The organism is Rahnella woolbedingensis (assembly GCF_003602095.1).
Lineage (GTDB): Bacteria > Pseudomonadota > Gammaproteobacteria > Enterobacterales > Enterobacteriaceae > Rahnella > Rahnella woolbedingensis.
On sequence record NZ_RAHH01000017.1, the window covers coordinates 35426 to 51508 of the forward strand.

The following is a 16083-nucleotide window of genomic DNA, read 5'->3' on the forward strand; positions in this document are numbered from 1 at the left end:
AGTAAGTGATTCGGGTGGCTAAGCGCAGCCAGCGCATCTGCAGCGCGAAGTACGACGGCTATTAGTCGCGGAAGTTTTTAAACTGGAAGGGCTGGCCTAAATCACCTTTTTTAACCAGTGCCATCACGGCCTGCAAATCATCACGCGCTTTGCCGGTGACGCGCACTTCGTCGCCCTGCACCTGCGCCTGCACTTTGATTTTACTGTCTTTGATCAGCTTGACGATTTTTTTCGCCAGCGCGGATTCAATGCCAGAATGCAGTTTGGCGTCCACGCTGTAGGTTTTACCGCTGTGCTCCATCTGCTCAGGAATTTCCAGCGCTCCGCCTTCAATGCCACGTTTGGCTAACTTCTCACGCAGAATATCAACCAGCTGATTGACCTGAAAATCAGATTCACTGGCCACTTTGATACTCTCGTTTTTCTCGTTGAGATCGAAGCTGGCCGGAATGTTGCGGAAATCCCAGCGGGTTTGCAGTTCACGGCTGGCATTTTCCACGGCATTGCGCACTTCCTGCATGTCGATTTCGGAAACAATGTCAAAAGACGGCATAATCGCTTCTCCCTGTAGTTTTTGTATTACACGTAATATGGCGTGCATAATACCGCCTTCAACCGTCGATGCCAAACAACAGCAAAACACTGAACATAAAATGCCCCGACGGTCAAAAAGTGCAGGTGTAAATGTGATGTACAGCACAAATGTCTATACTAATAAGATAACCGGACAGCAGAATATTCTTTCTACAGCCGATTTAGCGGGCGTAATTCGCCCCACATCCCGGGAGGCATAATGAAAATAACAGTATTGGGTTGCGGTGCACTGGGACAACTTTGGCTTTCAGCCCTTTATCAGCAAGGTCACGACGTTCAGGGATGGATCCGTATTCCTCAGCCTTTTTGCGCCGTCAACGTCATTTCGCCGGAAGGCACTGCGTTTAACCGCAACATGCCGACTAACGATCCACAACATCTCGCGCAGAGTGAATTACTGCTGGTCACGCTGAAAGCCTGGCAGGTTTCCGGCCCGGTCAGCACGCTGATGCCGATGCTTAATGATAATTGCGCGATCTTACTGCTGCATAACGGCATGGGTACCGTCGATGAACTACCGGCCAACCGGCTGGCAATTTTACAGGGCGCAACGACCCATGCGGCGCGCCATGAAGGTAATTCGATTGTCCATGTGGCGACGGGAGCGACACACATCGGGCCGGTGACTCCGCGCGGAGCGGCGCTCAGTTCGCTGGCCGATATGTTGCATAACGCCTTACCGGATGTCGCCTGGCATGACAACATCAAGCCGTCGCTGTGGAATAAACTGGCGGTGAACTGCGTCATCAATCCGCTGACGGCGCTGTATAATTGCACCAATGGTGACCTGCTGGCGTATGCCGACCAAATTGAGCAAATCTGTCAGGAAGTCGCGCAGGTGATGGCCATTGAGGGCGTCGAAATTCACAGAGAATCGTTGCTCAGCTTCGTCTATCAGGTGATTGAATCCACCAGCGCCAATCATTCGTCGATGTTGCAGGATATCCGCAACCAGCGTCATACCGAAATTGACTACATTACCGGCTATCTTCTGCGTCGCGGGCGCAAATTCGGTCTGACCCTGCCGGTCAATACCCGCTTATTTGAACAGATTAAAAGAAAGGAAAACGATTATGAGCGCGTCAGTTCTGGTCTGCCTGGCACCTGGTAGCGAAGAAATAGAAGCTGTTACCGTGATTGATCTGCTGGTGCGGGCGGGCGTTAACGTCACCACCGCCAGCGTGGCGGGCGACGGCAATCTGGAAATCCGCTGCTCACGCGGCGTGCGCATTCTGGCGGATGTTGCACTGGTGGATGTGGCAGATGATGACCATGACGTGATTGTGTTGCCCGGCGGCCTGGGCGGCGCGACCTGTTTCAGCGAAAGTCCGCTGCTGGTGGAAAAAGTCAGGCAGATGCACGTCAGCGGTAAAATTGTTGCGGCCATCTGCGCCGCACCCGCGCTGGTTCTGGAATACCATGATTTATTCCCGGTAGGGAATATGACCGGTTTCCCGGGTTTAAGGGATAAAATCGACCCCAATAAATGGTCCGATCGCCGGGTGATTTTCGATCCGCGCGTGGATCTGCTCACCAGTCAGGGGCCGGGAACGTCGATGGAATTTGCCCTGAAGATTATTGATTTGTTGCTGGGAAAAACCAAAGCCGCAGAGATTGCCGCCCAGCTGGTTCTCGCACCGGGAATTTATAACTACACCGATGAAGGCGCACGGGAATCCTGATTGGCATTGGAACCGGGACAAACAAAAAGGGGCTCAGCATTGCTGAACCCCTTTATTTTGGCTAACGCTAAAAAACTAAGGGCGGTAGACCTTCACATTATCGAAGCCCTGCTCTTTCAGATACAGCGCCTGCAAACGGCTCATTACGCCACGGTCGCAATACAGCAGATAGGTTTTGCTCTGGTCCAGCGAGCCAAACTGAGTCGCCAGTTTGTAGAACGCTAACGGCTTCACTTCAACCTTTTCCAGCACCAGCGGCTGCGCTTCCACTTCGTCCGGCGCGCGAACATCCAGAACGATATCAGTCGGGTCAAACTCCGCCACGGTTTCGACTTCCGGCACAGCTTCGGTCAATTGTGCAGCGATTTCGCGTATATCCACGTTACGCGCTTCACTGACCACTTTATCCAGAATGTCGAAATCGAACATCGCTTCTTCGGCTTCGATCTTGGCTTTCACCGCTTTCACTGTCGGGCTTTTCGAAATTACACCGCAATATTCCGGCATGGTTTTCGCAAAATCTTCGGTACCGATTTCACGGGCAATCTTGATGATGTGCTCTTTATCGTGAGAAATCAGCGGACGCAGGATCAGCGTGTCGGAAACGTTGTCGATCAGGCGCAGGTTAGTCAGCGTCTGGCTGGAAACCTGACCCAGCGCTTCGCCGGTGACCAGCGCCTGCACACCGTAGCGTTCAGCAATGGAAGATGCCGCGCGTACCATCATACGTTTCAACACCACACCCATCTGGCCGTCTTCGATTTTTTCGAGGATTTCACCGACTACCGGCTCGAAATCTACCGCGATAAAACGCACACGGTGTGAGCTGCCAAAACGGTTCCACAGATAATGTGCCACCTGCTTCACGCCGATTTCATGTGCTGCACCGCCGAGATTAAAGAAGCAGTAATGCACACGACAACCGCGACGCATCAGCATATAACTGGATACGCCGGAATCGAAACCGCCGGAAATCAGCGACATCACATCTTCCTGCGTGCCAATCGGATAACCGCCCTGACCTTCGAGGCGGCTTTTCACCAGTACCAGCTTATCTTCGTTGATTTCCAGTTTCACCGTAACCTGCGGATCCTTCAGGCTGACCTTCGCCGATTCGATGTGCTGGTTCAGACCGCCGCCGACGTAGCGTTCCACTTCAGTAGACGTGAAGTCATGTGTTCCACGACGTTTAACGCGCACGCAGAAGGTTTTGCCTTCAACTTCAGAACGGTAAGCTTCCAGTGTCTGCTCAAAAATGTTGTGAACGTCGGTGTAAGGACGGTCTTCCACTTCTTCAACATAACGAATGCCCGGAATGCGACAGAGCAATTCCTGGATCAGGTCGTGTTTGCTTTCGTCTTTGCTGCGAACTTCGATATGATCCCAGTGGCGGACTACCGCCAGCGTCTCATCATGCGGCCGCACAACGTTGCGGATGCTGCTTGAGAGGATCTTAATGAAGCGCAAACGCACAGATTGGCTCTTGATGGTGATTTCAGGGAACAATTTAATGATAAACTTCATGGCAGTCTTTTGTTAGCGGGTGAAAAATCGGGGTAGTAAGTCGCTGAATAAGGATCTAGGATCCTATTATTGCTAAGCCAGATGGTCGAAATGTGTCACATTGGGCTTAGCAATAATATCTGCGGCGCAGAGTATATCACTTAAAATGGGTACTCTGTGCACAAAACCCTGTAGCTGATGTCATGCTGAACAGGAATGTCTCTTGAGGCCGAGCGCTGACTCTGCCGCCTCAGTACTTCGATCATCCATTCTGATCAACGATATTAAAAGAGAATTATGCCAAAAAAATCTGCACCACCTGCCAATTTTGAAACGGCTCTGGCCGAACTGGAACAGATCGTTTCCCGCCTCGAATCAGGCGAGTTGCCTCTGGAAGACGCCCTCAACGAATTTGAGCAAGGCGTCCAGCTGGCACGTCAGGGGCAGCAAAAGCTGCAACAGGCAGAACAACGTGTTCAGATCCTGCTCGACAGCGACAACGATGCTCCGCTGACCCCGTTCACCCCAGAAGCCGAGTAACTGGTCATGTCTGAAGCGATTTCCCTTTCCGGTGCTGACGGATTTACGCATGAGCTGCGCGCGAAACAAAAGCGTGTCGATGATGTCTTAACGGCGTATGTCAGCGCACAGCCGCTGACCGATTTACCGCTGGTTGAAGCGATGCGCTACGGCGCGCTGCTCGGCGGTAAACGCCTGCGCCCGTATCTGGTTTACGCCAGCGGCCAGTTGTTCAGCCTGGATTTGAAGAATCTTGATGCCCCTGCGGCGGCCGTGGAATGTATCCACGCGTATTCTCTGATCCACGATGATTTACCGGCGATGGACGACGACGATTTACGCCGTGGCCAGCCGACCTGCCACATTAAATTTGGCGAAGCCAATGCAATTCTGGCGGGCGATGCGTTGCAGACGCTGGCGTTTTCGATTCTGGCTGACAGTGAAATGCCGGACGTGGCGGTAAAAGATCGTCTGGCGATGATTTCCGAACTGGCCAGCGCCAGCGGCGCCAGCGGCATGTGCGGCGGTCAGGCTCTGGATTTAGCGGCAGAAGGCCAGCAGGTCGGCCTCGAAGCACTGGAAAAAATTCATCGCCATAAAACCGGTGCGCTGATCCGCGCCGCCGTGCGCATGGGCGCGCTGGCTGCCGGTGAAACCGGACGTGCCGTTTTGCCTATACTGGATAACTACGCGCAGGCCATTGGATTAGCGTTTCAGGTCCAGGACGATATTCTGGATGTGATTGGCGACACCGCCACGCTCGGCAAACGCCAAGGCGCTGACCAGCAGCTCGGAAAAAGTACCTACCCTGCCCTGCTGGGGTTGGACGGTGCAAAGGCCAAGGCCATGGATCTGTATCAGGAAGCCGTCTGCGCACTGGATCAGCTGGCTGCACTTTCTTACAACACAGCGCCACTTCTCGCGTTAGCCAGCTTTATCATTGAACGCGATAATTAATCTTACTATGAGCAACTGATGAGTCTTGAATTAGCCAAATACCCGACACTGGCGCTGGCGGAGGATCCTGAAGATCTCCGCTCACTCCCTAAAGAGAGTCTGCCTAAGCTCTGCGATGAACTGCGTCAATATTTATTGGCCAGCGTCAGCCAGTCCAGCGGACACTTTGCGTCCGGTCTGGGAACGGTGGAACTGACCGTTGCGATGCATTATGTCTACAACACGCCATTCGATCACGTTGTCTGGGATGTTGGCCATCAGGCCTATCCGCACAAGATTCTGACCGGCCGCCGTGACCGTATTTCGACCATCCGCCAGAAAGGCGGTTTGCACCCGTTCCCGTGGCGCGGTGAAAGCGAATACGACACGTTGTCCGTGGGTCACTCTTCGACCTCCATCAGCGCAGGTTTGGGCATGGCGGTTGCCGCTGAGCGTGAAGGCAAAGGCCGCCGCACCGTCTGCGTGATTGGCGATGGCGCGATCACCGCCGGTATGGCCTTTGAAGCGATGAACCATGCGGGCGATATCAAACCCGACATGCTGGTTATCCTTAACGATAACGAAATGTCGATTTCTGAAAACGTCGGGGCGCTGAATAATCATCTGGCACAGCTGTTGTCCGGAAAGCTGTATTCACGTCTGCGTGAAGGCGGCAAGAAAGTGCTGTCCGGCCTGCCACCGATTAAAGAACTGGTGCGCCGTACCGAAGAACATCTGAAAGGCATGATGGTGCCGGGCACGCTGTTTGAAGAACTGGGCTTTAACTACATCGGGCCGGTAGATGGTCACGACGTGGTGGCACTGACGCAAACGCTGAAAAACATGCGCGACCTGAAAGGCCCGCAGTTGCTGCACATCATGACCAAAAAAGGCAAAGGCTACGAGCCGGCCGAAAAAGATCCCATCAGCTTCCATGCAGTGCCGAAATTCGATCCGGCTTCCGGCACGCTGCCGAAAAGTAAAGAAGGCCTTCCGACCTATTCAAAAATCTTCGGTGACTGGTTGTGCGAAACCGCCACTAAAGACAGCAAGCTGATGGCCGTTACGCCCGCAATGCGTGAAGGCTCGGGCATGGTGCGATTCTCGCGTGAATATCCGCAGCAGTATTTCGATGTGGCGATTGCCGAGCAGCACGCCGTGACGTTTGCCGCTGGTCTGGCAATTGGCGGATACAAACCGATCGTCGCGATTTACTCGACGTTCCTGCAACGCGCTTACGATCAGGTGATCCACGACGTGGCGATCCAGAATCTGCCGGTGCTGTTTGCCATCGACCGCGGCGGTATCGTCGGCGCCGACGGACAAACCCATCAGGGCGCCTTCGATCTGTCTTTCCTGCGCTGCATTCCAAACATGACCATCATGACGCCAAGCGACGAAAACGAATGTCGCCAGATGCTGCATACCGGTTATCACCACAACAGCGGCCCGGTTGCCGTGCGTTATCCGCGCGGGAGCGGCACGGGGGCAACCTGTGAACCTCTGGCATCACTGCCAATCGGTAAAGCCGTTGTACGTCGTGAAGGCGAGAAAGTCGCCATCCTTAACTTCGGGACATTGCTGCCGGAAGCCCTGGCTGCGGCAGAGAAACGCAACGCCACCGTCGTGGATATGCGCTTTGTGAAACCACTGGATGAAGCGTTGATCCAGGAACTGGCCGCCAGCCATGAAGTCCTGGTCACGCTGGAAGAAAACGCCATTATGGGCGGTGCGGGCAGCGGCGTGAATGAACTGCTGATGTCCAAACGTATTCTGGTACCGGTGCTGAATATCGGTCTGGCGGACAATTTTGTTCCGCAAGGCACGCAGGACGAAATCCGTCACGATGTCGGGCTGGATGCCGAAGGCATCGACCGTCAGATAACCGACTGGCTGGCCTGATAGTTCCCCCCCTCTTTCCATCTGAAAGAGGGGATTTCCCTTCCCCGATCCCTTCTTTATCACACGTCCATCCTGTTCTGTGAGCTACAGTTATAGCGTGCTAACCATTTTTTACGGCCTCTGAAATCAACTTGTATTTACCAGGAGATGTCATGCAATACACCACGTTAGGAAAAACCGGTCTGAACGTCTCACGCCTGTGTTTGGGCTGTATGACGTTTGGTGAACCGGATCGCGGAACTCATGCCTGGACGCTGCCAGAAGAAAGCAGCCGCCCGATAATTCAGCAGGCACTCGACGCCGGTATCAATTTCTTTGATACCGCCAACAGCTATTCAGATGGCAGCAGTGAAGAGATTGTCGGTCGCGCTCTGAAAGACTTCGCTAAACGCGATGAGATTGTCGTCGCCACCAAAGTCTATAACGCCGTGACCGGTCTGAAGCCGGGGCTGTCGCGCGCCTCAATTATGCAATCCATCGATGACAGCCTGCGCCGCCTTGGCATGGAGTATGTCGATCTGTTGCAAATCCACCGCTGGGATTATGAAACGCCGATTGAAGAGACGCTGGAAGCGCTGAATGACGTCGTTAAAGCCGGCAAAGCACGGTTCATCGGCGCATCATCTATGCATGCGCATCAGTTCAAACAGGCGCTGGATGCCTCTGCGCAAAACGGCTGGGCGAGCTTTGTGTCGATGCAGGATCAATACAATCTGATCCAGCGTGAAGAAGAAAATGGAATGTATCCGCTGTGTCAGGAAAGGAATATCGCGGTGCTGCCGTGGAGTCCGCTGGCGCGCGGCAAGCTGACCCGCCCGTGGGGAGAAACCACTGCACGTTCAGTTTCTGATAATTTTGCCAAAACGCTGTATGACGCCACCGATGAAGCGGACGGTAAAATCGCGGAACGCGTGGGCAAAATCGCGGACGATCACGGTGTGCCGCGTGCGCAGATCGCACTGGCGTGGATCCTGAGCAAACACGTCGTCACGGCTCCGATCATCGGTGCTTCGCGCCCTGCGCATCTTGAAGATGCCGTTGCCGCGCTGAAAGTGAAACTTTCCATTGAAGAAATTGCTGAACTGGAAATGGCCTATGTGCCGCACGAAGCCACCGGTTTCAAATGATCCCAATGATCTGACGTCATAAAAAAGGCGCTGTCAGGGGAACCCCGGCAGCGCCTTTTTACTGTTAATTGAAACCGATCAGAACAGGCCAGATGGCCAGTGATGACCAACCAGATAGATGATTGCCGCACCCAGCACACCGGCGACAACATCGTCGATCATGATGCCCATACCGCCCTGCACGTTGCGATCAAACCAGCGGATCGGCCAGGGTTTCCAGATATCCAGAACGCGGAAAACGATAAACCCGATCAATACCCAGCGCCAGTCGTTGACCGGGATCGCCATCAGGGTGATCCACATGCCGACAAATTCATCCCACACGATACTGCCGTGGTCATGAACCCGCATGTCGCGCGCCGTCTGGCGGCAAAGATACACGCCGATGCAAATACTGAACATGACGATCATCGAATACACCTGCCACGGCAGGTACGTCATGACTATCCAGAACGGGATCGCAGCAATAGAGCCCGCGGTACCGGGGCCGACAGGGAATAGACCACTGCCAAAACCGGTGGCGAGCAAGTGCCACGGATTACGCAGATTCAAACGCTTTTTAGCCGCAGCCATATCCTGAACCGGATCACCGGTTTTGCCTTTATACCCGGCCGGGCGTTTTTTTCGGCCAATATTCACAGTAATTCCTCTGCGGCAAAGTGATCAAAACCCTGCCATTCAAGTTCTACTGGTGCGCCTGAACGCAAAAATTTAATTCCTTCAGACAGCGGTGCAATCTGCCCGATACAGGTGAAATCAACGCCCAGATGGCTCAGCGCCACATCCAGCGCGCCACGGTTGATTTCCGGCACGGTGAAGCAAAGTTCGTAATCTTCGCCGCCGGTCAGTGCCCATTTCAGTGCCTGCTCAGGATCCGCGACTTTATTTAATGCCGCAGATAACGGGATCTCATCGAGGTCAAGGCGCGCGCCGCATTCGCTGGCATTCAGTATATGTTTAAGATCAGAAATCAGCCCGTCGGAGAGGTCGATAGCGGATGTCGCTAAATCACGCAGCGCCTGCCCCTGCAACACCCGCGGCGAAGGCCGCAGATGGCGTTTGAGCAGAAATTCACGGGTGTCGTTATCCGTCACATTCAGCTGTTCGAGCAAAATGGCGAGCCCCGCCGCGCTGTCACCGAGCGTACCGGTGACGAAAATCCAGTCACCAATGCCTGCGCCGGAGCGGGTTAATGCACGCCCTGCGGGCACCAGTCCCTGAATGGTTAACGTCATGCTCAGCGGACCGCGGGTGGTGTCACCGCCAATCAGCTGCATGCCGTAATAATTAAGCTGTTCAAACAGACTGTCGCTGAATGCCTGCAACCAGTCGGTGTTCACTTCCGGCAACGTCAGTGCCAGGGATACCCAGGCAGGATCGGCGCCCATCGCAGCCAGATCACTGAGGTTTACCGCCAGGGCTTTGTATCCCAAATCGGCCGGAGAAATCGTTTTTAGAAAATGGATGCCTTCGACCAGAGTGTCGGTACTGACTGCTAATAACTGCTTTTCGCCAACCGTCAGTAAGGCACAATCATCACCAATGCCTAAATGAACGTCCTGCCGGGCGGTTCTGAAACGGTTAAAGTAGCGAGTGATTACATCAAATTCGCCGCATGACATAGTACATTTCCAAATCGTTAGAATGACTTAAGGCCGGAAATCCGGCCTTAAAAGGGGTGTCACACAATAGATAAACCAGGTGACATCACCAGATTATCAACAGAGGCGGTGATCAGGTGAAAATGACTGTCGCCATTTGTGACTGAAGCCGACACTTTTTTGATGATCATTTTTTACGAATATGCGGGCCTGCTTTATCCAGCACACCGTTGACGAACTTATGGCTATCTTCTGCACCAAAAGTTTTCGCCAGTTCAATGGCTTCATTGATCGCCACTTTGTAAGGGACGTCCTGGCGTTTGCTCAGCTCAAACAGAGCCAGACGCAAAATCGCTCTTTCCACCTGGCCCAGTTCATCCAGCTGACGGGACAGGTATGGCGCCATCAGTGCATCGAGTTTCTCAGCACTGTTTGCTACACCAGCCAGCAGTTCGCGGAAATAGGCAATGTCTACGTCTTTGACATCCTGCTCGGTCAGGAATTCTAATTCAACATCGGCGATGTCATTTTTCGACAACTGCCAGGAGTAAAGCGCCTGAACGGCACATTCACGGGCGCGGCGACGAGCAGCAGGTTTCACGGATTTCCCCTTAACTAGATTCAGGCCTTAATAGCCTTGATAACATTAATCATTTCAAGCGCGGTCAGTGCAGCTTCTGCACCTTTGTTACCGGCTTTTGTCCCTGCGCGTTCGATGGCTTGTTCAATGCTTTCTGTGGTCAGCACGCCAAAGGCAACCGGGATTTCGCTGTTCATGGCAACGCTGGACAGGCCAGAGCTGCATTCGCCCGCTACAAACTCAAAGTGGGCAGTGCCCCCGCGGATCACGGTGCCAAGTGCAACAACCGCGTCAAATTTACCGCTTTCAGCCAGAGCACGGGTTGCCAGAGGCAATTCATATGCGCCCGGGACCCAGACTACGGTGATGTTGTCATCGCTGACCTGACCAATACGTTTCAACGCATCAACAGCGCCGGAAAGCAGGCTGTCATTGATAAAGTTGTTAAAACGAGCAATCGCGATCGCTACGCGCGCGTTAGGCGTGGCTACAACACCTTCGATAACGTTCATAGTTTTCCTTAAAGTGGGTTCAGGAGTTTCTCAACCCCAGCCGCAGGGGGGCGGATTCTATCATAAAATTACCCTGTCTGGACATGCGCTTTTAACGTCATTCCTTCAGGGGCGAGTAAAATTCTCAGTACACCGGTTTCAGGCGTAAACGTAAGTCAGGGCCAATCTGGCGGATATCACTGAAAGCGAACTCCGGCGCATCAGCCAGATGTTGCAAACCGGGCAACTCACAGAGTGCGCGCCCATTATTACCCAATAACTTAGGTGCCATATAAACGATTAATTCATCAACCAGACCCGCTTGTAATAAGGCGCCGGCCAGCTGTGCGCCTGCTTCCACCCAGATGGAGTTTATCTGGCGTTTCGCCAGCTGCATCATCAGCAAAACCAGGTCAATACGATTATCGCGCCCGGCCACGCGCCATTGTTCGACGGACTCCGGCCAGACTTGTGAATCGGCTTCAAGGCGCGCCAGCAAGACTTCACCGGGGATATTCACCAGCTGGTGCTGCGGCGTGACACGGTTCTGGCTGTCGAGAACGATGCGCAGCGGCTGACGCAGATTTTTTTCGGGATAAATTGCCTGCACTTCGCTGCCCAGCTCGCTCCAGCGCACATTCAGCGAAGGATTATCTGCCAGCACAGTGGCACTGGTGCTGAGAATAGCCGAACTTTGTGCGCGAAAACGCTGCACATCCGCACGGGCTGCCGCGGATGTGATCCACTGACTTTCGCCGGAGGCCATCGCCGTTCTGCCATCCAAAGACGCGCCCATTTTCAGCTGCACATAAGGAAAACCGGTGCGCATCCGTTTGAGAAAACCAAGGTTTACGGCTTCTGCCTGTGAATGCATCAGCCCGTGGCTGACGTCAATATCGTTCTGCTTAAGGCGGTATAGGCCACGCCCCGCGACTTCCGGATTAGGATCCTGCATCGCGGCAACCACACGGGCGACACCGGCGGCCAGCAACGCATCGGCACAAGGCGGAGTACGTCCGTGATGGCTGCAAGGCTCAAGGGTGACGTAAGCTGTCGCGCCGCGGGCTTTCTCACCGGCCATGCGCAAAGCATGCACTTCCGCATGCGGCTCACCGGCACGCAAATGGTAGCCTTCGCCGACAATCTCGCCATTCAATACAATGACGCAACCCACATTGGGATTCGGCGTCGTCGTAAAGCGACCGAGGCGCGCCAGTTCGAAGGCGCGCGCCATATAGCGTTCATCAGCAGGTAGCTCATCAGCAGATAGTTCATCAGAAAGATTTTGAACAGACGATATTTGATCAGGCAACATCAGCGTTCCTTAGTCCTGAAGGCGGGCGATCTCTTCACCAAATTCACGGATATCTTCAAAGCTGCGGTAAACCGACGCGAAGCGAATATAAGCGACTTTATCCAGCCCTTTCAGGGCGTCCATCACCAGATTGCCGATCATTGTAGCCGGGATTTCACGTTCACCGGTGGCGCGCAGCTGTGACTTAATATGACTGATGGCCGTTTCGACATCATCTGAGCTGACCGGGCGTTTTTCCAGCGCTTTCAGAAAACCACCGCGAAGCTTGTCTTCGTTGAAAGGTTCGCGAACTTCATTGCTCTTAATGACACGCGGCATCACCAGTTCAGCCACTTCGAATGTGGTGAAACGCTCATGGCACACCAGGCACTGACGGCGACGGCGAACCTGCGATCCATCGCCTACCAGACGGGAATCGATGACTTTAGTATCAACAGCGGCACAAAATGGGCAATGCATAGCACTTCCTGATCGCGAACTCAATTGGACATTAGTTTACCCCGAAGTGTGCCGACAACAAAGGCTGTCGCTACTTTCATAGACATCGGGTTAAACTTAGCTATCTATATTGGTGCCCGGACAGAATGTTTCAACGGGCAGATGAAAGGAAGTCTCTGATATGACGAAACACCCGCGACTTTTACTGGCCTGTGCCGCATTACTTAGCCTGGCGGGCTGCGCGAAGCAAAATCCTCAAATGCCTGAGCTGAAAACTGAAGTCGGCCAGCTGAATCAAAAACTCCAACGCCTGACGGATCTGGCTACTGCGCTGGAACAGCAAACCACGCTCAACCGCCAGTCAGCGAATGGCGTGTATTTGTTGCCGGCAGCGAAAAGTGCCGCGTTGCTGAAAAGTGATATTGGCCAGCTGGAAGTTCAGCTGAACCGCGTTGCACCGGATGCCACAGGTGTTCAGGCAGTGCTTGAAATCAAAAACACCTCCGGCCAGCCATTGCCGCCGTTTACGGCTTCTTTAAGCTGGGGACAGCTGGATCCGGTCACCGGCAAACCGCTGACCGTCGATATGCAAACCCAGACGATCACCGTCGAGCCCGACTTATTGCCGGGACCGGTGAAAACCGTCGAGGTGAAGTTTAATCAGGTGACCATTGAAACATTGGGCTTCGTCCATTTGCATAATATTGTCGCAGCGCCTGAGGCATCGTCACAAGTCACTGCAAAACCCTGACTCCCGCTCGTCGCTAAATCAAAACAAAAAAGCCGAACATCAATGAATGATGTCGGCTCTTATTCTCAGTCGCAAGAAAACTAATGTTTTACAATGGGATAAGGTTGGTATACGCCACGCAAGCTGTTCAGGAATGCAACAATATCATTAACATCCTGTGCAGAAGGATTTTCACCTACCTGGAAGACCATCATTTGCCGCACGGCTTCATCCAACGTTGCCACATCTCCCCGGTGGAAATACGGAGCCGTCAGGCTGATATTACGCAGAGTCGGTACTTTCTGCCGGAATCGATCGCGCTCATTGTGAGTCACGTTCAGGCGGCCGATATCTGCATCCGTAAAATCATTATGAAAGTATTCTTTTCTTAGCCCAAGAGGTTCGTAAGACTGGCCACCCAATGTCTTACCGACATGGCAAGTGGCGCATTTATTCTCCTTAAACAACTGATAGCCATGTTGTTGTTGCGCAGTGATCGCTTGCTCGTCACCGCGTAAATAACGGTCAAACGGGCTATCGGGAGTTATTAATGTTTTCTCGAACTCGCTGATGGCATCAGTGATCGTAGCTTGAGTAAATCCCTGCGGATAACTTTCGAGGAACTTCTCCTTCAAGCCTGTATCCTGATCGAGTTTGGCAATAATTTCATCCCAGGATACCGATCCCATCTCTTTCGGATTGAGTGGCGGACCGCCCGCCTGAGCCTGTAAATCAGCGGCACGTCCATCCCAAAATTGCTGATGGTTAAAGACTGCATTAAAGACCGTCGGCGCGTTGATTGGCCCTGTCTGCTCCTTGATGCCTATGGATGTTTTATGCCCGTCAACGCCGCCAGTAGCCAATGAATGGCAGCTGGCACATGAAACCGTACCATCTCCGGAAAGCCGCGGGTCATGGAATAAACGCGTTCCGAGAGCCACTTTGTTGCTATCAACCTCTGATGACTTCGGCAAGATTTGCACGGGTTCATTCTGCCATTCGGCCGCTGCCCCTGCCGTACTGTAATAGGTGCGTCGTTGTTGTTTAACCCAGGTCAAAAGTTCATTACGCTCTGCCTGACTCATCTTTCCGGCCCAGTGCAAAGCGGTGTAACGGGCAGGCGGCATTGCATTATTTTGCATCACCCATTCAATCTTCGCCAAATCAGCTTCTGGCGCAGCCTTCCCGTCACGCAAACTCTGACGTACGGGCTGAAGATCAAACAACTTGTTCCCGATTTGGATGTCGTAATTCATCAATTGTTTAGCAACAGGTAATGAGGCATAGAAAGGTAACGATGCGGATGGCGTATGGCAGTAGTCACACCCCTTTTGATTCAGCATTTTTAGAATCTTGGCATTCTCGGGTGAAAGTCCGGCAACTGAAGATGATGTGCTGCGTTGTGTGTCGAAATGATAAACATAAGCCACGGTACCCAAATAGCATAAACAACCCGCTATCGCCGCACCCACGATGGTCTTTTTAATATTATTCATGAACCTTCCCTATCCTGATGACATCCCGACAGCCCGCCGTGGCGAAGCTCTGTATCTGCGTCGATTTTCCGGCAAGATATGATGATGACAGAGAAAGAGAGGGGGATTGATTAACATCAAATACTACAGCACAGCTTACCTATTACTGAGATAGGCCAGGGCTATTGAATATAGCCGGACGGTTTGAGAAGCAAAAAAAAACCCCGCATGCGGGGTTTTTGTTTTCTATGTCGGTCACTGAGTCATCGGCAAATTACGGAAGGATCGAAGGCTGATCTGCGCCCTCTTTTTCCACTTTCTGCTGCAACATGTGTTCACGCTTCATACCCAGTTTCAGGGCCAGCGCAGACGCCACGTAGATTGACGAAACCGTACCAATCGACACACCAATCAGCATGGTCAGTGAGAAGCCTTCCAGCAACGCACCACCAAAGATATAGAGCATCAGCACCACCATCAGCGTAGTTGCTGAGGTCATAATGGTACGGCTTAACGTCTGGGTCAGGGACACGTTCATGATTTCGTAAGAGTTACCGCGACGAATTTTGCGGAAGTTTTCACGAATACGGTCCGATACCACGATGGAGTCATTCAGCGAGTAGCCGATAACCGACATCAGGGACGCGATGATGGTCAGGTCAATTTCGATCCTGAACAGTGACAACACGCCCATGGTAATGATCACGTCGTGCGCCAGTGCGATAACCGCACCCAGCGCCAGTCGCCATTCAAAGCGGAAACCGACGTAAATCAGGATACTGATCAACGCGATCAGCAGCGCCATGCCGCCAGCCTGCGCCAAATCGTTACCTACGCTCGGACCGACAAACTCGACACGTTTTACGGTGGCGTCTTTGTCGATATCCGCGTTCACCAGGCTGAGGACTTTATTCCCCAGTTCCTGACCGGCATTACCGGATACAGGCGGAAGGCGAACCATCACATCGCGGCTGCTGCCAAAGTTCTGAACAACAGGATCCTTGAATCCTGCTTTTTCCAGATCGGCACGCATGGTGTCCAGATTCGCGGGCTGGCTAAGGCTGATTTCAATGACGGTACCGCCAGTGAAGTCCAGACCCCAGTTGAACCCGCGAACACCCATAATCGCAACAGATGCGATAAACAACAGGCCGGAAATACAGAAGGCCACGTTGTCCCAGCGCATAAAG

General features: G+C 53.1%; 17 protein-coding genes. 7 read left to right on the forward strand and 10 right to left on the reverse strand.

The genetic code is table 11. The features are described from left to right. Nucleotides 1–61 precede the first annotated feature (61 nt). The gene (locus D6C13_RS15105) at nt 62–553 is read right to left on the reverse strand and encodes a YajQ family cyclic di-GMP-binding protein (protein ID WP_015698330.1); all 492 of its coding nucleotides are present in this window, start codon (nt 551–553) and stop codon (nt 62–64) included. A 240-nt stretch (nt 554–793) separates the two neighbouring features. Here D6C13_RS15105 and panE point away from each other — a divergent pair, with 240 nt between their 5' ends. Both panE and yajL read left to right on the forward strand, forming a co-directional pair. Further along, entirely contained in the window at nt 794–1705 is a 912-nt protein-coding gene (gene panE / locus D6C13_RS15110; RefSeq protein ID WP_120133543.1) for a 2-dehydropantoate 2-reductase, read from the forward strand. Beyond that, nucleotides 1668–2276 carry a protein deglycase YajL gene (yajL, locus tag D6C13_RS15115; protein ID WP_120133544.1) on the forward strand — a complete coding sequence of 203 codons (609 nt, stop codon included), beginning with the start codon at nt 1668–1670 and terminating at the stop codon, nt 2274–2276. The genes panE and yajL overlap by 38 nt, the downstream gene beginning before the upstream one ends. A gap of 75 nt (nt 2277–2351) precedes the next feature. On the opposite strand, the gene thiI is transcribed toward yajL, so the two are convergent. Next, the gene (gene thiI, locus D6C13_RS15120; RefSeq protein ID WP_120133545.1) at nt 2352–3800 is read right to left on the reverse strand and encodes a tRNA uracil 4-sulfurtransferase ThiI; all 1449 of its coding nucleotides are present in this window, start codon (nt 3798–3800) and stop codon (nt 2352–2354) included. Between the two features lie 276 nt (nt 3801–4076). On the opposite strand from thiI, the gene xseB reads away from it, so the two are divergent. The 4 genes from xseB to D6C13_RS15140 all read left to right on the forward strand — a co-directional run bounded on the left by xseB (nt 4077) and on the right by D6C13_RS15140 (nt 8263). Then, a complete protein-coding gene (gene xseB, locus D6C13_RS15125) occupies nt 4077–4319 on the forward strand; it encodes an exodeoxyribonuclease VII small subunit (protein ID WP_013576657.1) in 243 nt (80 codons plus the stop codon). A 6-nt stretch (nt 4320–4325) separates the two neighbouring features. Further along, nucleotides 4326–5255, forward strand: coding sequence for a (2E,6E)-farnesyl diphosphate synthase (ispA, locus tag D6C13_RS15130; RefSeq protein WP_120133546.1), 930 nt, complete (start codon nt 4326–4328; stop codon nt 5253–5255). A gap of 18 nt (nt 5256–5273) precedes the next feature. Continuing rightward, complete coding sequence (gene dxs / locus D6C13_RS15135) at nt 5274–7136, forward strand: 1-deoxy-D-xylulose-5-phosphate synthase (protein WP_120133547.1); 1863 nt, start codon at nt 5274–5276, stop codon at nt 7134–7136. Nucleotides 7137–7288: 152 nt separating this feature from the next. Next, entirely contained in the window at nt 7289–8263 is a 975-nt protein-coding gene (locus tag D6C13_RS15140) for an aldo/keto reductase (RefSeq protein ID WP_120133548.1), read from the forward strand. 78 nt (nt 8264–8341) lie between these two features. Here the strand turns inward: D6C13_RS15140 and pgpA are convergent, their stop codons facing one another. The 6 genes from pgpA to nrdR all read right to left on the reverse strand — a co-directional run bounded on the left by pgpA (nt 8342) and on the right by nrdR (nt 12709). Then, complete coding sequence (pgpA, locus tag D6C13_RS15145; RefSeq protein ID WP_120133612.1) at nt 8342–8836, reverse strand: phosphatidylglycerophosphatase A; 495 nt, start codon at nt 8834–8836, stop codon at nt 8342–8344. Between the two features lie 62 nt (nt 8837–8898). Next, nucleotides 8899–9885 (reverse strand): thiamine-phosphate kinase, encoded by a 987-nt coding sequence (thiL, locus tag D6C13_RS15150; protein ID WP_120133549.1) that lies wholly within the window; start codon nt 9883–9885, stop codon nt 8899–8901. Between the two features lie 166 nt (nt 9886–10051). Next, nucleotides 10052–10465: a transcription antitermination factor NusB gene (gene nusB / locus D6C13_RS15155; RefSeq protein WP_013576663.1), complete on the reverse strand. Its 414-nt coding sequence runs from the start codon at nt 10463–10465 to the stop codon at nt 10052–10054. 20 nt (nt 10466–10485) lie between these two features. After that, entirely contained in the window at nt 10486–10956 is a 471-nt protein-coding gene (gene ribH, locus D6C13_RS15160) for a 6,7-dimethyl-8-ribityllumazine synthase (protein WP_095924936.1), read from the reverse strand. Nucleotides 10957–11080: 124 nt separating this feature from the next. Beyond that, complete coding sequence (gene ribD, locus D6C13_RS15165) at nt 11081–12250, reverse strand: bifunctional diaminohydroxyphosphoribosylaminopyrimidine deaminase/5-amino-6-(5-phosphoribosylamino)uracil reductase RibD (protein ID WP_279630069.1); 1170 nt, start codon at nt 12248–12250, stop codon at nt 11081–11083. 9 nt (nt 12251–12259) lie between these two features. Beyond that, nucleotides 12260–12709 (reverse strand): transcriptional regulator NrdR, encoded by a 450-nt coding sequence (gene nrdR, locus D6C13_RS15170; RefSeq protein WP_120133550.1) that lies wholly within the window; start codon nt 12707–12709, stop codon nt 12260–12262. 160 nt (nt 12710–12869) lie between these two features. On the opposite strand from nrdR, the gene D6C13_RS15175 reads away from it, so the two are divergent. Next, the gene (locus D6C13_RS15175; protein WP_120133551.1) at nt 12870–13439 is read left to right on the forward strand and encodes a DUF3251 domain-containing protein; all 570 of its coding nucleotides are present in this window, start codon (nt 12870–12872) and stop codon (nt 13437–13439) included. 80 nt (nt 13440–13519) lie between these two features. Here the strand turns inward: D6C13_RS15175 and D6C13_RS15180 are convergent, their stop codons facing one another. After that, complete coding sequence (locus D6C13_RS15180) at nt 13520–14914, reverse strand: cytochrome-c peroxidase (RefSeq protein WP_120133552.1); 1395 nt, start codon at nt 14912–14914, stop codon at nt 13520–13522. 253 nt (nt 14915–15167) lie between these two features. Beyond that, nucleotides 15168–16079, reverse strand: coding sequence for a protein translocase subunit SecF (gene secF, locus D6C13_RS15185; RefSeq protein ID WP_244212704.1), 912 nt, complete (start codon nt 16077–16079; stop codon nt 15168–15170). Between the last annotated feature and the right edge of the window lie 4 nt (nt 16080–16083).

Bases quoted from the DNA above. Each gene is read 5' to 3' on its own strand.
- thiI (WP_120133545.1), bottom strand. From the start codon at position 3,800: ATGAAGTTTATCATTAAATTGTTCCCTGAAATCACCATCAAGAGCCAA.
- secF (WP_244212704.1), bottom strand. From the start codon at position 16,079: ATGCGCTGGGACAACGTGGCCTTCTGTATTTCCGGCCTGTTGTTTATC.
- ribD (WP_279630069.1), bottom strand. From the start codon at position 12,250: ATGTTGCCTGATCAAATATCGTCTGTTCAAAATCTTTCTGATGAACTA.
- D6C13_RS15175 (WP_120133551.1), top strand. From the start codon at position 12,870: ATGACGAAACACCCGCGACTTTTACTGGCCTGTGCCGCATTACTTAGC.
- panE (WP_120133543.1), top strand. From the start codon at position 794: ATGAAAATAACAGTATTGGGTTGCGGTGCACTGGGACAACTTTGGCTT.
- D6C13_RS15180 (WP_120133552.1), bottom strand. From the start codon at position 14,914: ATGAATAATATTAAAAAGACCATCGTGGGTGCGGCGATAGCGGGTTGT.
- ribH (WP_095924936.1), bottom strand. From the start codon at position 10,956: ATGAACGTTATCGAAGGTGTTGTAGCCACGCCTAACGCGCGCGTAGCG.
- pgpA (WP_120133612.1), bottom strand. From the start codon at position 8,836: ATGGCTGCGGCTAAAAAGCGTTTGAATCTGCGTAATCCGTGGCACTTG.
- thiL (WP_120133549.1), bottom strand. From the start codon at position 9,885: ATGTCATGCGGCGAATTTGATGTAATCACTCGCTACTTTAACCGTTTC.
- ispA (WP_120133546.1), top strand. From the start codon at position 4,326: ATGTCTGAAGCGATTTCCCTTTCCGGTGCTGACGGATTTACGCATGAG.
- D6C13_RS15140 (WP_120133548.1), top strand. From the start codon at position 7,289: ATGCAATACACCACGTTAGGAAAAACCGGTCTGAACGTCTCACGCCTG.
- xseB (WP_013576657.1), top strand. From the start codon at position 4,077: ATGCCAAAAAAATCTGCACCACCTGCCAATTTTGAAACGGCTCTGGCC.
- yajL (WP_120133544.1), top strand. From the start codon at position 1,668: ATGAGCGCGTCAGTTCTGGTCTGCCTGGCACCTGGTAGCGAAGAAATA.
- D6C13_RS15105 (WP_015698330.1), bottom strand. From the start codon at position 553: ATGCCGTCTTTTGACATTGTTTCCGAAATCGACATGCAGGAAGTGCGC.
- dxs (WP_120133547.1), top strand. From the start codon at position 5,274: ATGAGTCTTGAATTAGCCAAATACCCGACACTGGCGCTGGCGGAGGAT.
- nrdR (WP_120133550.1), bottom strand. From the start codon at position 12,709: ATGCATTGCCCATTTTGTGCCGCTGTTGATACTAAAGTCATCGATTCC.